The following is a 15829-nucleotide window of genomic DNA, read 5'->3' as shown; positions in this document are numbered from 1 at the left end:
GTGAGGTCGGTGGAGAGGTTTCTCACTCCTCGCCGAACAGCGCGCGGCCCACCGCGTCGGAGATCTCCCCGGAGCCCACCTGGGAGAGCCCGCCGTCGACGAGGAACTGCGCGCCGGTGACGTAGGCGCCGAGCGGTCCGGAGAGCACCGCGGCCATCGCCCCGATCTCCTCCTTCTCCGCGTAGCGGCCCAGCGGCACCGCCTTCTTCCACATGTCGTCGCCGGTCGGCCCGGCCAGCCGCGACATCCCCTCGGTGCCGGACACCGGGCCGGGGACCAGGGAGTTCGAGCGGATCCCGTGCCGGCCCCATTCCACCGCGAGATCCTTCATGAGCATCTCGATGCCGGCCTTCGCGGCCCCGACGTGCGCCTGGTAGCGGGTGGCCTTGAAGGCCTGGGAGGCGGAGATGAAGAGGATCGAGCCGCGGGTGCGCTGGAGGTAGGGGAACGCGCAGTGGGCCGTGTGGTAGGCGCCCATGAGGTCGATGTCGACGACGGTGCGGAAGGCGTTGGAGCTCATCTCCTCCGCCTTCGCGAAGAAGTTCCCGGCGGCACCGGCGACCGCGATGCTGATGTCGCCGAGTTCGGCGGCGGCATGGTCCATGGACGCCTGGAGGGCGTCCATGTCGCGCACGTCCGCGGCCCGGTAGGCGACCTTTGCACCGAGCGCGGCGAGCTCCTCGGCGGCGGCGGCGAGCTTCTCCTCGGTCCGGCCGCAGATCGCGACCGCGGCACCGCATCGGGCGAAGGCCTTGGCGATGCCGAGGTTGATGCCGGATCCGCCGCCGGTGATGAAGGCGACCTGCCCGGCGAGGAGATCGGAGGACAGGTGCCCGATCGGGTCATGGGCGGACTCGGCGCCGTGCGGCGCGGTCCCCTGCCGGCCGGTCATCACTGCGCTCCCTTGCGTGCGGCGAGAGCGGCGAGTCGCTTGTCGACGGCCTCGATCTGCTCGGGCCCGCCCATGAGCTCGGCGATGACCTCCTGCTCCGCATCGAATCCCTCGGCGAGGTCCGCGGTGGCGGCGAGGTCGATGAGCATCTTCGACCTCACCAGCGCGGTGCGGGACTTGTCGGCGATGGCGCGGCCCACCTCGAGCGCGCACTCGACCGGGTCGTCGACGACCTCGTCGGCGAGCCCGATCTCCCCGGCCCGGGCGCCGGAGAAGACCTCGCCGGTGAAGATCAGCAGCTTCGCCCGGGAGGGGCCGACGAGCCGCGGCAGCAGCTGGGTGCCGCACATGTCCGGGGCGAGGCCCCAGTTGATCTCCATCATCGACAGCTTGGTGTCGGGTGCCATGATCCGTACGTCGGCGCCCATCGCGATCTGCAGGCCTCCGCCGAATGCGACGCCCTGGACGCCGGCGATGACGGGCACCTCGAGCAGCTGCCAGATGTGCACAGCCTGCTGCGCGATCGCACGGGCCGAGCCCAGCCGCTCTCCGAGGGCCACCGCGGGGTTCTTCTCCCCCGACTTCATCTTGCCGAACTCGCCGAGGTCGAGGCCGGCGCAGAACGCGCGCCCGGTGCCGGTGAGCACGACCGCGGCGACGGAATCGTCGCCCCGCAGTCGCGTGCCGATCTCGACGAGGTCCTCGAAGACCTCGCGGGTGAGGGAGTTGAGCGTGTCGGGGCGGTTGAGCTCGACGCGGGCGAGGCGGTCCTCGATCGTCAGGGTCACCGTGCCATGGGAGGCGGTGTCGGTCATCATGCTCCTTCGCAGTGATGGTGCGGGTGCGGCGCCGCGCGGGCGGCCTGATCGGGCGTGATCAGGCCGGCAGGATCGTCGGACGGATCGGATCGGATCGGGCCGGGTGGATCGGATCGCTCCGGGCGGGGCCGGCGGCTCCTCCTACTCTAAACCGAAACCGAACGCTCGTTAAGAGGTGGGGTGCGCGCCGCACCGACCCGCACCTCTCCCACCCGCTCCACCGGTGCGCGACAATGGCACCGCACGCACCCGTCGTTTCGAAGGAGAGACCATGCGCGGCACCACCGTCGTCCTCGCCGAGCCCGGCCGCATCGACTACCAGGAGTACGAGGCCGTCGCGCCCCCGCCCGGCGGCATCCTCATGCGGATGGTGCGCGCGAACGTCTGCGGTTCGGAGATCCACATCCTCAAGGGGCACCATCCACTCGTCCGGCCCGGCTGCGTGCTCGGACACGAGGGCGTCGGCGTCGTCGAGGCGCTCGGCGACGGGGTGGACTCGGATTTCACCGGCGCACCCCTGGCCGTCGGCGACCGGATCGTCACCACGTACTTCCAGGCCTGCCGACGCTGCCCCGAGTGCAACAACGACACTCCGCACATCTGCCGCAACGCCTACACCCTGTGGGGCACCCCGGCGGTGGAGGCTCCTCACTTCAACGGCACCTTCGGCACCTTCTGCGCGATCGGCCCGAACCAGGCCGTGTTCAAGGTCCCGGACTCGGTGACCTCGACCGCGGTGTCCTCGGCGAACTGCGCGCTGTCGCAGGTGTACTTCGGCTGCGAGCTCGGCGAGGTGTCGCTCGGCCAGAAGGTCGTCGTGCTCGGCGCGGGCGGGCTCGGCGTGTGCGCCTCGGCCGTGGCGAGCCGCATGGGTGCCGAGGTGTTCGTCGCGGAGATGGCGCCGGCCCGCCTCGACAAGGCGCTCGAGTTCGGGGCGCACCACGGCATCGACCTGTCGCAGGCCGAGGACTCCGCCGGCCGGGTGGAGCTCATCCGGGAGGCCACCGCGGGCTCCGCCGACGTCGTCATCGACCTCACCGGGGTGCCGGACGGGTTCACCGAGGCGGTCCGCTCCACCCGCGCCGGCGGCATCATGGTGTCGATCGGCAACATCAGCCCGAACCGCTTCACCGAGTTCGACCCCGGTCTGTTCACCCGCTCCGGCGCGCAGATCCGCGCGGCGATCCGCTACCCCGGGGCCACCCTCGGACGGTCGGTGCAGTTCATCGCGGACACCCCGGAGCTCGACTGGGAGCACCTCGTCGACAAGGACTTCGCGTTCGACGACATCGGCTCCGCGCTCGAGGCGGCAGAGTCCCGGGCCGTCACCCGCGCCGGGATCGTCATCGACCCGAGCCTCTGAGACCGGGGCTGCAGCCCGCGCCTCCCGCAGATGCACAGGATCGCAATCTTCGAAGGTTTCGTTCTGGTGGTGTCAAGCTTCTAACGCATCAGGAACCTTCGAAAATTGAGTACTGGGGGTCAATCGACGTCGATGTCGAAGGGATCCTCGACGGGCCCGCCGGACACCTGCGCGGCGAGGCTGAGGAACCCGTGCGCGATGTGCTCGCTCACCGTGCGCGCGGCGGCGGCCGGATCCACGGCCCGCACCGCCTCGACGATCGCGAGGTGCTCGCCCTTGACGTCACTGAGCCGCTCGGCGCTGTCGAGCGTGAGATCCCAGGGGAAGGCGTGCCAGCGCGCCTCGATGTCGTCGCGCAGCCCGGGCAGCCCGCAGCGGTCGTAGAAGAAGAAGTGGAACTCCATGTTCTTCGCGTTCCGGGCCGCGGCGTCGCCGGCGGCGGAGGCCTCGTCGAGCTCGTCGAGGAGGCGCTCGGCCGTGCGCAGCTCGTGCCTCGAGATCCGCGGGGTGGCGCGCTCCATGGCATAGGCCTCGGTGAGGCGCCGAGTGATGTAGAGCGCCTTGAGGTTCTCCATCCGCACACCGGCGACGCGCACACCGCGGTGCGCCTCCGAGGTCACCAGCCCTTCGGCCTCGAGCGCCCGCAGCGCCTCGCGCACCGGGGTGATCGAGGACTCGAACCAGGCGGCCACCTCGTCCTGGCGCAGGCGCGCGCCGCGCTCGAGCTCACCGGCGAGGATCCGCCGGCGCAGCCCGGCGACGATGAGGTCGCGCTTCGTGGCGCCCCGGGTCGTGGTCGGCGCTGCGCCCATCGTGGGTCCTCCGCTGTGGGTCTGGATGATGTGAAGAATGGATGATCCGCGACAGATGACATCATCGACTCCCGTCGCGGCATGCAGTCCTCCCAATCTACCGCACAGTCACCCGATTCCAATACTGTCGGAGCCGGACTGTTGGAATCATGCATGATCTGTGCGATCATGTTTTCATCCGGATTCCGCATCCTGCGCCCGCGTCGGGACGCCCGCCTCCGGGCCCGCGCCCCATCACTTCCGTCCGTCACACCGCCGTGGAGGCACGATGAGCACCGCTCTCCCGCTCGCCGGGATCACCGTCGTCAGCTGCGAACAGGCCGTCGCCGCCCCGTTCGCCACCCGCCAGCTCGCCGACCTCGGCGCCCGCGTCATCAAGATCGAGCGGCCCGGCGTCGGAGACTTCGCCCGCGGCTACGACACCACGGTGCACGGCCAGTCGAGCCACTTCGTGTGGCTCAACCGGTCGAAGGAGAGCCTCGGCCTCGACCTCAAGGCCCCGGAGGCCGCCGGAATCATGGACGACCTCGTCCGCGAGGCCGACGTGTTCGTCCAGAACCTCGCCCCCGGTGCCGCCGAGCGCCTGGGCCTCGGAGCCGAGCGCCTGCGCGAGCTCAACCCGCGCCTCATCCACGTCTCCGTGTCCGGCTACGGCTCCGACGGTCCTTACCGCACCGCCAAGGCCTACGACGCGCTCGTGCAGTCCGAGGCCGGCCTCGTGTCCGTCACCGGGACGGAGGAGTTCCCGGCGAAGACCGGCATCTCCACCGCCGACATCTCCGCCGGCATGTACGCCTACTCCGGCATCCTCACCGCGCTCTACACCCGCGAGCGCACCGGTGAGGGCGCCGCGCTCGAGGTCAGCCTGTTCGACTCGCTCGTCGAGTGGATGGGCTTCCCGCTCTACTTCACCCGCTACGGCGGCTCGCGGCCGGTGAGGGCGGGCACCTCGCACGCGGCGATCGCCCCCTACGGCACGTTCGCGTGCGGCGACGGCGCCCAGGTCGTGCTCGCGATCCAGAACGAGCGCGAATGGCAGCGGTTCTGCGAGACCGTGCTCGGCCGCCCCGAGATCGCACTCGATCCGCGCTTCGACCGCGCCGCCCAGCGCTTCGCCCATCGCGAGGAGCTCGAGGCCGTGATCGACGAGGTGTTCGCCGGGTACTCCGGGGACGCGTGCGAGAAGCTCCTCCTCGAGGCGCAGGTCGCCCATGCCCGGCAGCGCGACATGTCCGAGGTCGCCGCTCACCCCCAGCTCGTCGACCGCGGCCGCTGGACCTCCATCGACACCCCGGCCGGCCCGATCGAGGCGGTGCTGCCGCCGGTGACGATGTCCGGCGTCGAGTACCGGATGGACCCGATCCCCGCCGTCGGCGAGCACAGCGACACGATCCTCGCCGGGATCGGCCGGACGCCCGAGCAGATCGCCGCCCTCCACGCCGAGGGCACGGTCTGATGAGCACCCCGACCGCCGACTTCCGGTACTCGGAGATCCTGCCGACCGGGCCCGCCGCGGTGCCCATGCGGCGGCTGGACATCGACGGGGTGGACATCGCCCGCGCCGAGGTGGCCGGCACCGAGCGCACCTTCCTCACCATCGCCCCCCACGTGTTCTCCGAGCTCGCCCGCACCGCCTTCACCGAGATCGCGCACTTCCTGCGGACCGACCACCTGGCGAGCCTGCGCCGCATCCTCGACGACCCGGAGTCGAGCGACAACGACCGCTACGTCGCCCTCGACCTGCTCAAGAACGCCGTCGTGTCCGCCGGCCGGGTGCTGCCGATGTGCCAGGACACCGGCACCGCGATCATCACCGCCAAGCGCGGTGCGGACGTCCTCACCGACGGCGCGGATGCCGAGCACCTGAGCCGCGGGGTGCACGCCGCCTTCCGCGACCTCAACCTCCGCTACTCGCAGCTCGCTCCCCTCTCCCTGTTCGAGGAGACGAACACCGGCACCAACCTGCCGGCGCAGATCGACATCGGGCTCGATGCGCACGGCGGCTACGAGCTCCTGTTCATGGCCAAGGGCGGCGGCAGCGCGAACAAGTCCTTCCTCTACCAGGAGACGAAGGCGATCCTCGACGAGCAGCGCCTGCTCGACTTCCTCGCGGAGAAGATCTCCTCGCTCGGCACCGCGGCCTGCCCGCCGTACCACCTCGCGATCGTCATCGGCGGGACGACCGCGGAGGCCGCGCTCAAGACCGCGAAGCTCGCCAGCGCCCACTCCCTCGACACCCTGCCGGAGACCGGCGATGCCGCGACCGGCCACGGGATCCGCGACCGCGCCTTCGAGGACAGGGTCCTCCGGCTCACGCAGACGCTCGGCTTCGGCGCTCAGTTCGGCGGCAAGCACTTCTGCCACGACGCCCGCGTCGTGCGGCTGCCGCGCCACAACGGCTCCCTGCCGGTGGCGATCGCGGTGAGCTGCTCGGCCGACCGCCAGCTCGTCGCCCGGATCGACGCCGACGGGGTATTCATCGAGGAGCTCGAGCACGACCCCGCCCGCTTCCTGCCGGCCGCCGGCACCGTGGAGGAGATCGAGTCCGGAGAGGTCACCCCGATCGACCTCGACCGGCCGATGGACGCGATCCGCGCCGATCTCTCCGCACGGGCCGTCGGCGACCGCCTGTCGCTCACCGGCACGATGATCGTCGCCCGCGACATCGCCCACGCCCGGCTCCGTGCGACGCTCGAGGCCGGTGAGGAGCTGCCGTCCTATTTCCGTGACCACCCGGTGTACTACGCGGGTCCGGCGAAGACGCCCGAGGGCATGCCGAGCGGCTCCTTCGGCCCCACCACCGCGAGCCGGATGGACGCCTATGTGCGCGATTTCCAGGCTGCCGGCGCCTCGCTCGTCATGCTCGCCAAGGGCAACCGCTCCGTCGAGGTGACGGAGGCCTGCCGCGAGCACGGCGGGTTCTACCTGGGATCCGTCGGCGGCCCGGCCGCCCGGCTCGCCGCGGAATGCATCACCGAGGTCGAGGTGCTCGACATGGCCGACCTCGGGATGGAGGCCGTGTGGCGCATCCGGGTCGAGGACTTCCCCGCCTTCGTCGTCGTCGACGACAAGGGCACCGACTTCTTCGCCCGCACCCGCGACGCCGGCCTGTCGCTCGGCCGCACCCGCACCGCGGCCCGGGACGGCACCCTGATCTGACCTCCGCACCACCGCCCAGCCCGAATACCGAACCCCACCCCCGTAAGGAGCTCCCATGACCATCAGCAGCGAAGAGACGATGATGATCACGACCGTCGCGGACTTCATCGACCGCGACGTCCGGCCCACCGTCAACGAGGTCGAGCACGCCAACGAGTACCCGACCCAGTGGATCGAGCAGATGAAGGAGATGGGCATCTTCGGGCTCGCGATCCCCGAGCCCTGGGGCTTCGGCAAGGTCTCCACCGAGGCCTACGTCCACATCACCCAGGAGCTCGCACGCGGCTGGATGTCGCTCGCCGGCGCGATGGGCGGCCACACCGTCGTCTCCAAGCTCATCCTCGAGTTCGGCACGGACGAGCAGAAGGAGAAGTACCTGCCGCGCATGGCCACCGGTGAGATCCGCGCGACCATGGCGCTCACCGAGCCCGGCGGCGGCTCCGACCTCCAGGCCATGCGCACCGTGGCGAAGAAGGACGGCGACGACTACGTCATCAACGGCACCAAGACCTGGATCACCAACGCGCGGAAGTCCGACCTCCTCGCGCTGCTGTGCAAGACCGACCCGGAGGCCGAGCCCCGTCACCGGGGCATCTCGATCATCCTCGTGGAGAAGGGCGAGGGCTTCAGCATCTCGCAGGACCTCCCCAAGCTCGGCTACAAGGGTGTGGAGAGCTGCGAGATCTCCTTCGACGGGCTGCGCCTGCCGCAGTCCCAGCTGCTCGGCAGCACCGAGGGCGTGGGCTTCAAGCAGATGATGAAGGGCTTGGAGATCGGCCGCATCCAGGTGGCCTCCCGCTCGCTCGGCGTGGCCCAGGCCGCGCTCGACGACGCGGTGAAGTACGCGCAGGAGCGCGAGTCGATGGGCAAGCCGATCTGGAAGCACCAGTCGGTGGGCAACCACCTGGCGACGATGGCGACGAAGCTCGAGGCCGCCCGCCAGCTCGTCCTCCACGCCGCCCGCACCTACGACTCCGGTGAGCGCGTGGACATGGAGGCCGGGATGGCGAAGTACTTCGCCTCGGAGATGGCCGCCGAGGTCGCGCTCGACGCGATCCGCGTGCACGGCGGCTACGGCTACTCGACGGAGTACGAGGTCGAGCGCTACTACCGCGACGCCCCGCTCATGATCGTCGGCGAGGGCACGAACGAGATCCAGCTCGGCGTCATCGCCAAGCAGCTCGTCAGCCGCAACAAGATCTGACACCCCCGCCCCTGCCAGACAGCACTATCCTGTGGTTCCTGAGAATGGATCCGCAGGATATTGCTGTCTCAACCAGGCGCCGGGCGGGCCCGCAGCCGGCGCCGACCCCGCGCCCACCTCGCACCTGGCGCGTGGCCCGGGTCCGCCAGGTCGACGCCCTGCCCGCGCCTCGCACCTCGCGCCCGGCCCCGTGATCCGAGCGGCTTCCCGCACCCCCGAGTAGGGGAAGCCCCAGTGCCCGCGCGCGGCGCACGGAGAAGAATCGAAGCACGAGGAACCGGGAGATCGACCCGGATCCCCACCCGATTCGAGGAGCTCCGATGAACACCCCGACCTTCCCTCCCTCCGTCGACCCCCACCCCCGCGCCACCCCTCCCGCCGGAGCCGGCCCTGACGGATACGGCGCCGACGAGGAGCGGATCCACACCATGTACACCGCCGGCGGGCCCGAGGGGCGCGTCACCCACCATCCGCTGCCGCAGACCCACCCGGGCGCCGGGTTCCAGCCCACCCCCGGGACGGTCGGCGCCCGGGACCACCACGGTCAGCGCTCGTTCCTCACCGCGGCACTCCTGTCGATCCTCGTCGGCAGCTTCGGCGTCGACCGGTTCTACCTGGGGAAGATCGGCACCGGCGTGCTCAAGCTCGTCACCCTCGGCGGCTTCGGCGTGTGGTGGATCATCGACGCGATCCTCCTGCTGACGAACAGCACCCGCGACGCCGAGGGCCGCGAGCTCCACGGCTACGCGGAGAACCGGACGATCGCCTTCGTCGTCGCCGGGGTGGTCGGCGGGCTCACGCTGCTCAACGGCTTCTGGTTCCCCGTCTTCCTGTTCTGACGCCCCGCCCCCGGCGCCACCGCCCGAGCGGCCCGTCCCGCAGCACTCCTCCCCAGGCACCCGGCACCGGCACCCCTCCCGAGGCGCCCTCCGGCATCCCCGCCGGCGGGCGCCTCGGCCTGTGTCCGATTCCACGACGCCGGGGTCGGGACTGCCGCATCGGTGTGATCGGGTCCACAATGGTGGGACGCAGGTACCGTCGCCGGCCGCGCCCCCACTGCTGCGGGCCCCACAGAAGGACGCACCATGACCCACCCCGGAACCCCGCGCGATCAGCAGCCCACCACCGGCGAGCAGGCACCCACCGGCGGCCACCAGACCGCCGACCCGTACACCCGGGCCGCCGCCCGCGCGGCCGAGGACCCGGAGGGCTTCTGGCTCGAAGCCGCCGGGCTCATCGACTGGACCACGCCGCCCACCCGCGCGCTCGACGACAGCCGCGCCCCGATCTACCGCTGGTTCCCCGACGGCGAGCTCAACGTCTGCTACAACGCGCTCGACCGCCACGTCATCGCCGGCCGCGGGGACGACGCCGCGCTCGTCTACGACTCCCCGGTCACCGACACCGTGCGCACCTACACCTACGCCGAGCTCACCGAGCTCACCGCACGCTTCGCCCGGGTGCTCGCGGACCGCGGGGTGGGCAAGGGCGACCGGGTGATCATCTACATGCCGATGATCCCCGAGGCGGTCATCAGCATGCTCGCCTGCGCGCGCCTCGGAGCCGTCCACTCGGTCGTGTTCGGCGGCTTCTCCGCCCACGAGCTCGCCGTCCGGATCGACGACACCGCCCCGAAGGCCGTGATCTCCACCTCGTGCGGGATCGAGCGCAGCCGGGTCATCGAGTACAAGCCGCTGCTCGACCGCGCGCTCGAGCTCGCCGAGGCGCGCCCGGAGTTCACCGTCATCGTCCAGCGCCCGCAGCACCCCTGCACGCTGGTCGAGGGCCGCGACCTCGACTATGCCGAGCTCATGGACGCCACCCCGGAGGGCGCGCCCTGCACCCCGGTCAAGGCGACCGACGAGCTCTACGTGCTCTACACCTCGGGGACGACCGGCAGGCCCAAGGGGATCGTGCGCGACTCCGGCGGGTACGCCACGGCGCTCGCCTGGTCCCTGCCGAACCTGTTCGACCTCCACCCCGGGGACACGATGTTCACCGCCTCGGACGTCGGCTGGGTCGTCGGCCACAGCTATATCGTCTACGCCCCGCTCATCGGCGGTGTCACCACGGTCCTGTTCGAAGGCAAGCCGATCGGCACCCCGGACGCCTCGACGTTCTTCCGCGTGGTCTCCGAGCATCGCGCGAACGTCTTCTTCGCAGCCCCGACCGCGATGCGCGTGATCCGCAAGGAGGACCCGGAGGGTGCGTTCATGCAGCAGTACGACCTGTCGAGCGTCCGCGGCTGGTTCCTCGCCGGCGAGCGGCTCGACCCGGACACCTACGCCTGGACGACCGAGAAGCTCGCCGCAGCCACCGGCCGCGACATCCCGGTCATCGACAACTGGTGGCAGACGGAGACCGGCTGGCCGATCGCCACGAACCCGATCGGGCTGCACCGCTTCCCGCTCAAGGCCGGTTCGCCCACCAAGCCGGTGCCGGGGTACCAGGTGGAGATCGTCGATGCCGGCGGCGAACCCGTGCCGGCCGGGCAGGACGGCCTCGTCGTCATCCGCCTGCCGCTGCCACCGGGCACCATGGCTACGGTGTGGGGCGACGACGAGCGCTTCGTCTCCTCCTACCTCTCCGCGTTCGAGGGGTACTACCTCACCGGCGACGGCGGCTACCTCGACGAGGACGGCTACGTCTACGTCATGGGTCGCACGGACGACGTCATCAACGTCGCCGGGCACCGCCTGTCCACCGGCACCATGGAGGCCGCGATCGCAGCCCACCCGGCGGTCGCCGAGTGCGCGGTGATCGGCGTCCACGACGAGACGAAGGGCCAGGTGCCGCGCGCCTTCGTCGTGCTCGCCGACGGGGCGGACACCGATGCCGAGGCGCTCGCCGGGGAGCTCGTCACGCTCGTCCGCAGCGAGGTCGGCCCGGTCGCCGCCCTCAAGCGGGTCGACATCGTGCCCGCGCTGCCGAAGACCCGCTCCGGCAAGATCCTCCGCAAGACCATGCGAGAGATCGCCGACCACCGCTCCGACGTGGTCGTCCCCTCGACGATCGAGGATCCCGAGGTGCTCGAGCGCATGCGCGGGGCGCTCGAGGGGTGAGCGGCGCGCCGGGCGCACGCCGGGGTGACGACGATCGGCCCTCGGCGGATGCGACCGACCCGTTCGAGGTGACGAGCGCGTTCCCGGAGCCGGTGTCCTTCGCCGAGTTCCGACGCCCGCACCCGCCGGTCCCGTCGCCCGGGCCCGAGGCACCTGCCCCGGACCCCGGTCCGGTCGCCTCGGCATCCGAGGTGCTCTCTCCGGAGCCGGCCGCTGCGGCGGCCTCCGGGGGCCGGGCCGAGCCCGTGCTCCCGGACTTCTCCGCGCTGGCCCGGGAGCCGCGCATCCGGGAGTCGGCTCAGGACCCGGATCCCGCCTCGCCCGCGGTCGGGTCCGGTCGGAAGCCGGCGAAGGTCCCGCTCCGACACCCGGACGGCCGTCGGCACATCCCCCAAGCGGAACGGGACCGGCCGGGTGAGCGGAAGCTGTCGTTCGTCGAGTTCGTGATGTGGGCCGTGCTCGGGTCGATCATCGTCTTCATCCTGGAGCAGATCTTCGGGGTGCTCTGATCCATCGCGGCGACGGGTCGCCGCGCCGTTCCGCGGCAGCACCGCACCGCACCGTCCCGGAATCGCACCTCGGCGTGCCGCGACCGCACCGAGAGACAGATTCACCACAGATGACCGGTCAGAGCATGAGGATGCCGCGCACGAGCGCCACCGCACCGCCGGCACCGGCGAGCGTGATCGCGAGCCGCCGAGCGACGTGCGTCGGGACGCGCCGGGAGAGCCATCCGCCGATCCGGATCCCGAGGACCACGGTGACGACGATCGCCCCGAACAGCTGCCAGGGCGGCAGCTGATCGAAGGTCGTGGCCCCGACGGCGACCTTCGTCCCGACGGAGAAGATCCCCATCGTCATGAAGGTCGGCTGCATGGTGGCGGCGAAGGAGCGCTGGTCCCAGCGGGCGAACCGCGAGTAGATGACCATCGCAGGTGCGGCGACCCCGGCGCTCGTGTTGAGGAACCCGCCCACGAACCCCGCCGTCCCGGTGAGTGCCGGCGACTGCACGTGCGGCACCCGCGGCATCCCGAAGGTCAGGCCGAGGGCGAGCAGCACGACGCCACCGATGACGATGTTGAGCCAGGCGGCGTCGAGCTCGCGGACGAGGAGCGCGGCGGGGACCGCGCCGAGCAGCGCGGTGGGGGCGAAGATCAGGTAGCGCTTCCAGTCGACCTCACGGATGACGGCGAGCATGATGAGGAAGCCGGAGACGATCGTCGTCGCGTTCGTCATGAACACGCCGAGCGCCGGTCCCAGCAGCAGTGCGAGCACGGGAGCGACGACGAGCCCCACCCCGGTGCCGGACAGCCGCTGGAGCACCGCGCCGACGAGGATCGCGGCGAGCGCGATGAGGATGACGGGGGTGCTCACCGGCGGACCCCGCGACGGGGCAGGGGCCGGTTCCGGGCGGGCACCTCGGGCGTGGTCAGCATCGTCTCGCAGTCTAGCCGCGGCGTGCGCGCAGGTGGGTGGCGTGCGACCGGACGGCCACAGCACTTTCCGACATCGGAGCAGATCCGCGTGCAGCGCTCGGTCGATCGCTCGTAGCGTGGAACCGAGCGATCAGAGGAGGTCTGCCGCGATGAACGAGAAGAACGACGAATCGGATCCCTTCGAGGTCTCCACCTCGTTCCCGGAGCCGCCGTCCTTCGACTCCATCGGTCTCCCGGCCGCGGGGCCCGGACCGGTATTTCCGCCGAACACCGAAGCCGAGTCCTCGGTCCCCTCCGACGAGCCTGCTCCGGCTCCCGGCGGTGAGCCCGCGACCGTAGAGCCGCCACCAAAATCCGACCCGACCGTCCGGCGAGGGCCCGGAGATGAGGAGCCGGGGCCCGATCCCGCTGATCCGACGACACCGGATCCGCCGCTGTCGTACTGGGATCGATGGTCGCGCGCGTTCGAGGCCAGCAGAACCGAGGCCAATCAGATCACCACCGCGCACACCTTCATGGGCCTGTTGCTCCTCTGGTTCATCCTGGGGGCCTTCGGGGTCTTCCGCTGAGGCCACCGGTCCGGCGCGAGCGGGACGGGCGAGGTGTGATGCGACAGACCTACCGGCCGGGAACACGCGGACCCGGGAATCGATTCTCCCTGGTGGAGGGCGACACTACGGCCGCCCGATCCCGATTCTCGAGGAGTGATTCGACATGACCGATCGCTATGCAGGCAAGTCCATCATCATCACCGGTGCCGGATCCGGTCTGGGCCAGGCGGTCGCGGAGCGTCTCGCCGCCGAGGGCGCCCAGCTCGTCCTCGTCGACCTCAACGCCGAGGGGCTCGAAGCGACGAAGCAGCTCGTCCTCGACGCCGCCCCGCAGGTGCAGGTCGAGGTCATCACCGCAGACGTCACCCGCGAGGAGAACGTCAAGAAGTACGTCGACGCGACGGTGGCGAAGTTCGGCAAGATCGACGGCTTCTTCAACAACGCCGGCATCGAGGGCAAGCAGAACCTCACCGAGGACTTCGGCGCCGAGGAGTTCGCCAAGGTCATCGCCGTCAACCTCAACGGCGTGTTCCAGGGCATGGCCCACGTCCTCAAGCAGATGCGCGAGCAGGGCTTCGGCTCGATCGTCAACACCGCCTCCGTCGGCGGCATCCGCGGCGTCGGCAACCAGTCGGGCTACGCGGCCTCGAAGCACGGCGTCATCGGCCTCACCCGCAACTCCGCCCGCGAATACGGCCAGTTCGGCATCCGGATCAACGCGATCGCCCCGGGCGCGATCATGACCGCGATGGTCGAGAACTCGCTCAAGCAGATGGATCCCGACAACTGGGAGTCCGCCGGCGAGCAGTTCGTGTCGGTCAACCCGATGAAGCGCTTCGGCAAGCCGGAGGAGGTCGGCGGCCTGGTGAGCTTCCTCCTCAGCGAGGACGCCGGGTTCATCAACGGCACCGTCATCCCGATCGACGGCGGCCAGCACGCGATGTACTGAGTTCCACCGCGGGCTGAGGCCCGCAGCGGGAAGAATCCCGCGGCACTCCTCGCTGAGTGCCCCGGCGGCCGCCGACCCCTCACGGGTCGGCGGCCGTCGTCGTGGCACAGGCGTTCAGGTGCCGGCGTCCCCCGCCGAGGCGCCCTCACCTCTCGATCCGGCGCACCATCTCCGGGGTGAGCTCGGACAGGTCCGCCGCCCCCATCAGCTGCATCGTCACCCGCATCTCCCGCTCGAGGATCTCGAGCACCTTGCGCACCCCGGCCTCACCGGCGGCCATGAGGCCGTAGAGATAGGCGCGGCCGATGAGCGCGAAGTCCGCCCCGAGCGCGAGCGCGGCGATGACATCGGATCCGGTCATGATCCCGGAGTCGAACATGATCTCGACGTCGTCCCCGGCGGCGGCCCGCACCTCGGGCAGGGCGTCGAGGGTGACCGGGGCCTTGTCGAGCTGCCGGCCGCCGTGGTTGGACACGATCAGGCCGTCGGCGCCGGTGTCGAGCGAGCGGCGGGCGTCGTCGGCGGTGAGCACGCCCTTGACGAACAGCTTCCCCGGCCAGATCTCCCGGATCCAGGCGAGGTCCTCGATGCTCAGCGTCGGGTCGAACATCCCGTTGATGAGCGAGGCGAGGTCCGAGGTGCTGCCCGACAGCGAGGCGAAGGTCAGCGGGTCCGTGGTGAGGAGGTCGAACCACCACTGCGGCCGGTACGAGGCGTCGAGCACGGTGCCGGCGGTGAGTTTGGGCGGCACCGTCATGCCGTTGCGGGTATCGCGCAGCCGCAGGCCTGCGACCGCGGTGTCGACGGTGACGAGCAGGGTGTCGAATCCGCTCGCCCACGCCCGCTCGATGAGCGCGCGGGACGCCTCGTGGTCGCGCCACAGGTAGAGCTGGAACCACTTCGTGGCCGCCGGGGCCGCGGCGGCGACGTCCTCGACGGACCGCGTGCCCATGGTCGACAGGGTGAAGGGCACGCCGGCGTGCTCGGCGGCGCGGACCCCGGCGACCTCGCCCTCCGTCTGCATCATCCGGGTGAACCCGGTGGGCGCGATCCCCACCGGCAGAGCGGACCGGCGGCCGGCGATCGTCGTCGACAGGTCGACCTCGGCGTTGCCGGCGAGGATCGCCGGGGTGAGCACGAGGTCGTCGAAGGCCGCGCGGTTGCCCTGGTGGGTGCGCTCGGCCCCGGCCGCCCCGTCGACGTAGTCGAAGGCCGCCCGCGGCGTGCGGCGGCGGGCGATCGTGCGGAGATCGGCGATGTCCCCGACCCGGCTCAGGCGTGCACGCCGACGGTTGAGGGTGAGATCGAACTGCAGGAGCGGGGCGAGCTCCTGCCAGCGCGGAAGGCGACGGGTGACGGCCATGATCCTCCGATACGGCGGCGGTGGGCGCCGGCGATGCCGACGCAGGCACCGGACCGGGCGGCCCGGGCTGCGGCCCGCGACGGTGCGGACCTCCTCCCAGCCTACGACCCAGTCGGTCCCGGTCCGCATCCCGCCTCCCGCGCCGGGTCCGCTCCTCGTCCGGGTCCTGCCGGACCGGGCCGACCGCCGTTGCGCGGGCCCGCGGCGTGGGCGAGGATGA

14 protein-coding genes are annotated in these 15829 nt (G+C 71.1%); 9 read left to right on the top strand and 5 right to left on the bottom strand.

What is annotated here, in order from left to right:
* Positions 1-22: 22 nt before the first annotated feature.
* Both ABD883_RS01605 and ABD883_RS01600 read right to left on the bottom strand, forming a co-directional pair.
* Complete coding sequence (locus ABD883_RS01605; RefSeq protein ID WP_345029298.1) at positions 23-892, bottom strand: SDR family oxidoreductase; 870 nt, start codon at positions 890-892, stop codon at positions 23-25.
* Positions 892-1710: a crotonase/enoyl-CoA hydratase family protein gene (locus ABD883_RS01600; RefSeq protein ID WP_345029297.1), complete on the bottom strand. Its 819-nt coding sequence runs from the start codon at positions 1708-1710 to the stop codon at positions 892-894. Before ABD883_RS01600 ends, ABD883_RS01605 begins: the two co-directional genes overlap by 1 nt.
* A 271-nt stretch (positions 1711-1981) precedes the next feature.
* Here ABD883_RS01600 and ABD883_RS01595 point away from each other — a divergent pair, with 271 nt between their 5' ends.
* Positions 1982-3073, top strand: coding sequence for a zinc-binding dehydrogenase (locus tag ABD883_RS01595; RefSeq protein WP_345029295.1), 1092 nt, complete (start codon positions 1982-1984; stop codon positions 3071-3073).
* A gap of 119 nt (positions 3074-3192) precedes the next feature.
* On the opposite strand, the gene ABD883_RS01590 is transcribed toward ABD883_RS01595, so the two are convergent.
* On the bottom strand, positions 3193-3885 hold the full coding sequence (locus ABD883_RS01590; protein ID WP_137318684.1) for a GntR family transcriptional regulator: 693 nt from the start codon (positions 3883-3885) through the stop codon (positions 3193-3195).
* A gap of 268 nt (positions 3886-4153) precedes the next feature.
* Between ABD883_RS01590 and ABD883_RS01585 the strand changes: the two genes are divergently transcribed.
* The 6 genes from ABD883_RS01585 to ABD883_RS01560 all read left to right on the top strand — a co-directional run bounded on the left by ABD883_RS01585 (position 4154) and on the right by ABD883_RS01560 (position 11819).
* Entirely contained in the window at positions 4154-5341 is a 1188-nt protein-coding gene (locus ABD883_RS01585) for a CaiB/BaiF CoA transferase family protein (protein WP_345029293.1), read from the top strand.
* Complete coding sequence (locus ABD883_RS01580; protein WP_345029292.1) at positions 5341-7044, top strand: FumA C-terminus/TtdB family hydratase beta subunit; 1704 nt, start codon at positions 5341-5343, stop codon at positions 7042-7044. The genes ABD883_RS01585 and ABD883_RS01580 overlap by 1 nt, the downstream gene beginning before the upstream one ends.
* Positions 7045-7099: 55 nt before the next feature.
* Positions 7100-8248: an acyl-CoA dehydrogenase family protein gene (locus tag ABD883_RS01575; protein ID WP_247424011.1), complete on the top strand. Its 1149-nt coding sequence runs from the start codon at positions 7100-7102 to the stop codon at positions 8246-8248.
* Between the two features lie 320 nt (positions 8249-8568).
* Positions 8569-9087: a TM2 domain-containing protein gene (locus ABD883_RS01570; RefSeq protein ID WP_345029290.1), complete on the top strand. Its 519-nt coding sequence runs from the start codon at positions 8569-8571 to the stop codon at positions 9085-9087.
* Between the two features lie 246 nt (positions 9088-9333).
* The gene (locus ABD883_RS01565; RefSeq protein ID WP_345029289.1) at positions 9334-11310 is read left to right on the top strand and encodes an acetate--CoA ligase; all 1977 of its coding nucleotides are present in this window, start codon (positions 9334-9336) and stop codon (positions 11308-11310) included.
* On the top strand, positions 11307-11819 hold the full coding sequence (locus tag ABD883_RS01560) for a hypothetical protein (RefSeq protein ID WP_247424015.1): 513 nt from the start codon (positions 11307-11309) through the stop codon (positions 11817-11819). Before ABD883_RS01565 ends, ABD883_RS01560 begins: the two co-directional genes overlap by 4 nt.
* Before the next feature lie 118 nt (positions 11820-11937).
* On the opposite strand, the gene ABD883_RS01555 is transcribed toward ABD883_RS01560, so the two are convergent.
* A complete protein-coding gene (locus ABD883_RS01555; RefSeq protein ID WP_247424017.1) occupies positions 11938-12684 on the bottom strand; it encodes a sulfite exporter TauE/SafE family protein in 747 nt (248 codons plus the stop codon).
* A 211-nt stretch (positions 12685-12895) separates the two neighbouring features.
* On the opposite strand from ABD883_RS01555, the gene ABD883_RS01550 reads away from it, so the two are divergent.
* Together ABD883_RS01550 and ABD883_RS01545 are read left to right on the top strand one after the other, a co-directional pair.
* Positions 12896-13315: a hypothetical protein gene (locus ABD883_RS01550; RefSeq protein WP_345029287.1), complete on the top strand. Its 420-nt coding sequence runs from the start codon at positions 12896-12898 to the stop codon at positions 13313-13315.
* Positions 13316-13460: 145 nt separating this feature from the next.
* A complete protein-coding gene (locus ABD883_RS01545) occupies positions 13461-14246 on the top strand; it encodes a glucose 1-dehydrogenase (protein WP_247424022.1) in 786 nt (261 codons plus the stop codon).
* Between the two features lie 145 nt (positions 14247-14391).
* Here ABD883_RS01545 and ABD883_RS01540 read toward each other — a convergent pair whose 3' ends face one another.
* Positions 14392-15609, bottom strand: coding sequence for an alpha-hydroxy acid oxidase (locus tag ABD883_RS01540; RefSeq protein WP_345029283.1), 1218 nt, complete (start codon positions 15607-15609; stop codon positions 14392-14394).
* Positions 15610-15829: the final 220 nt, after the last annotated feature.

This window comes from Brevibacterium pityocampae, assembly GCF_039541555.1.
Taxonomy (GTDB): Bacteria; Actinomycetota; Actinomycetes; order Actinomycetales; family Brevibacteriaceae; genus Brevibacterium; species Brevibacterium pityocampae.
This window is presented reverse-complemented; position numbering and strand designations above follow the sequence as displayed.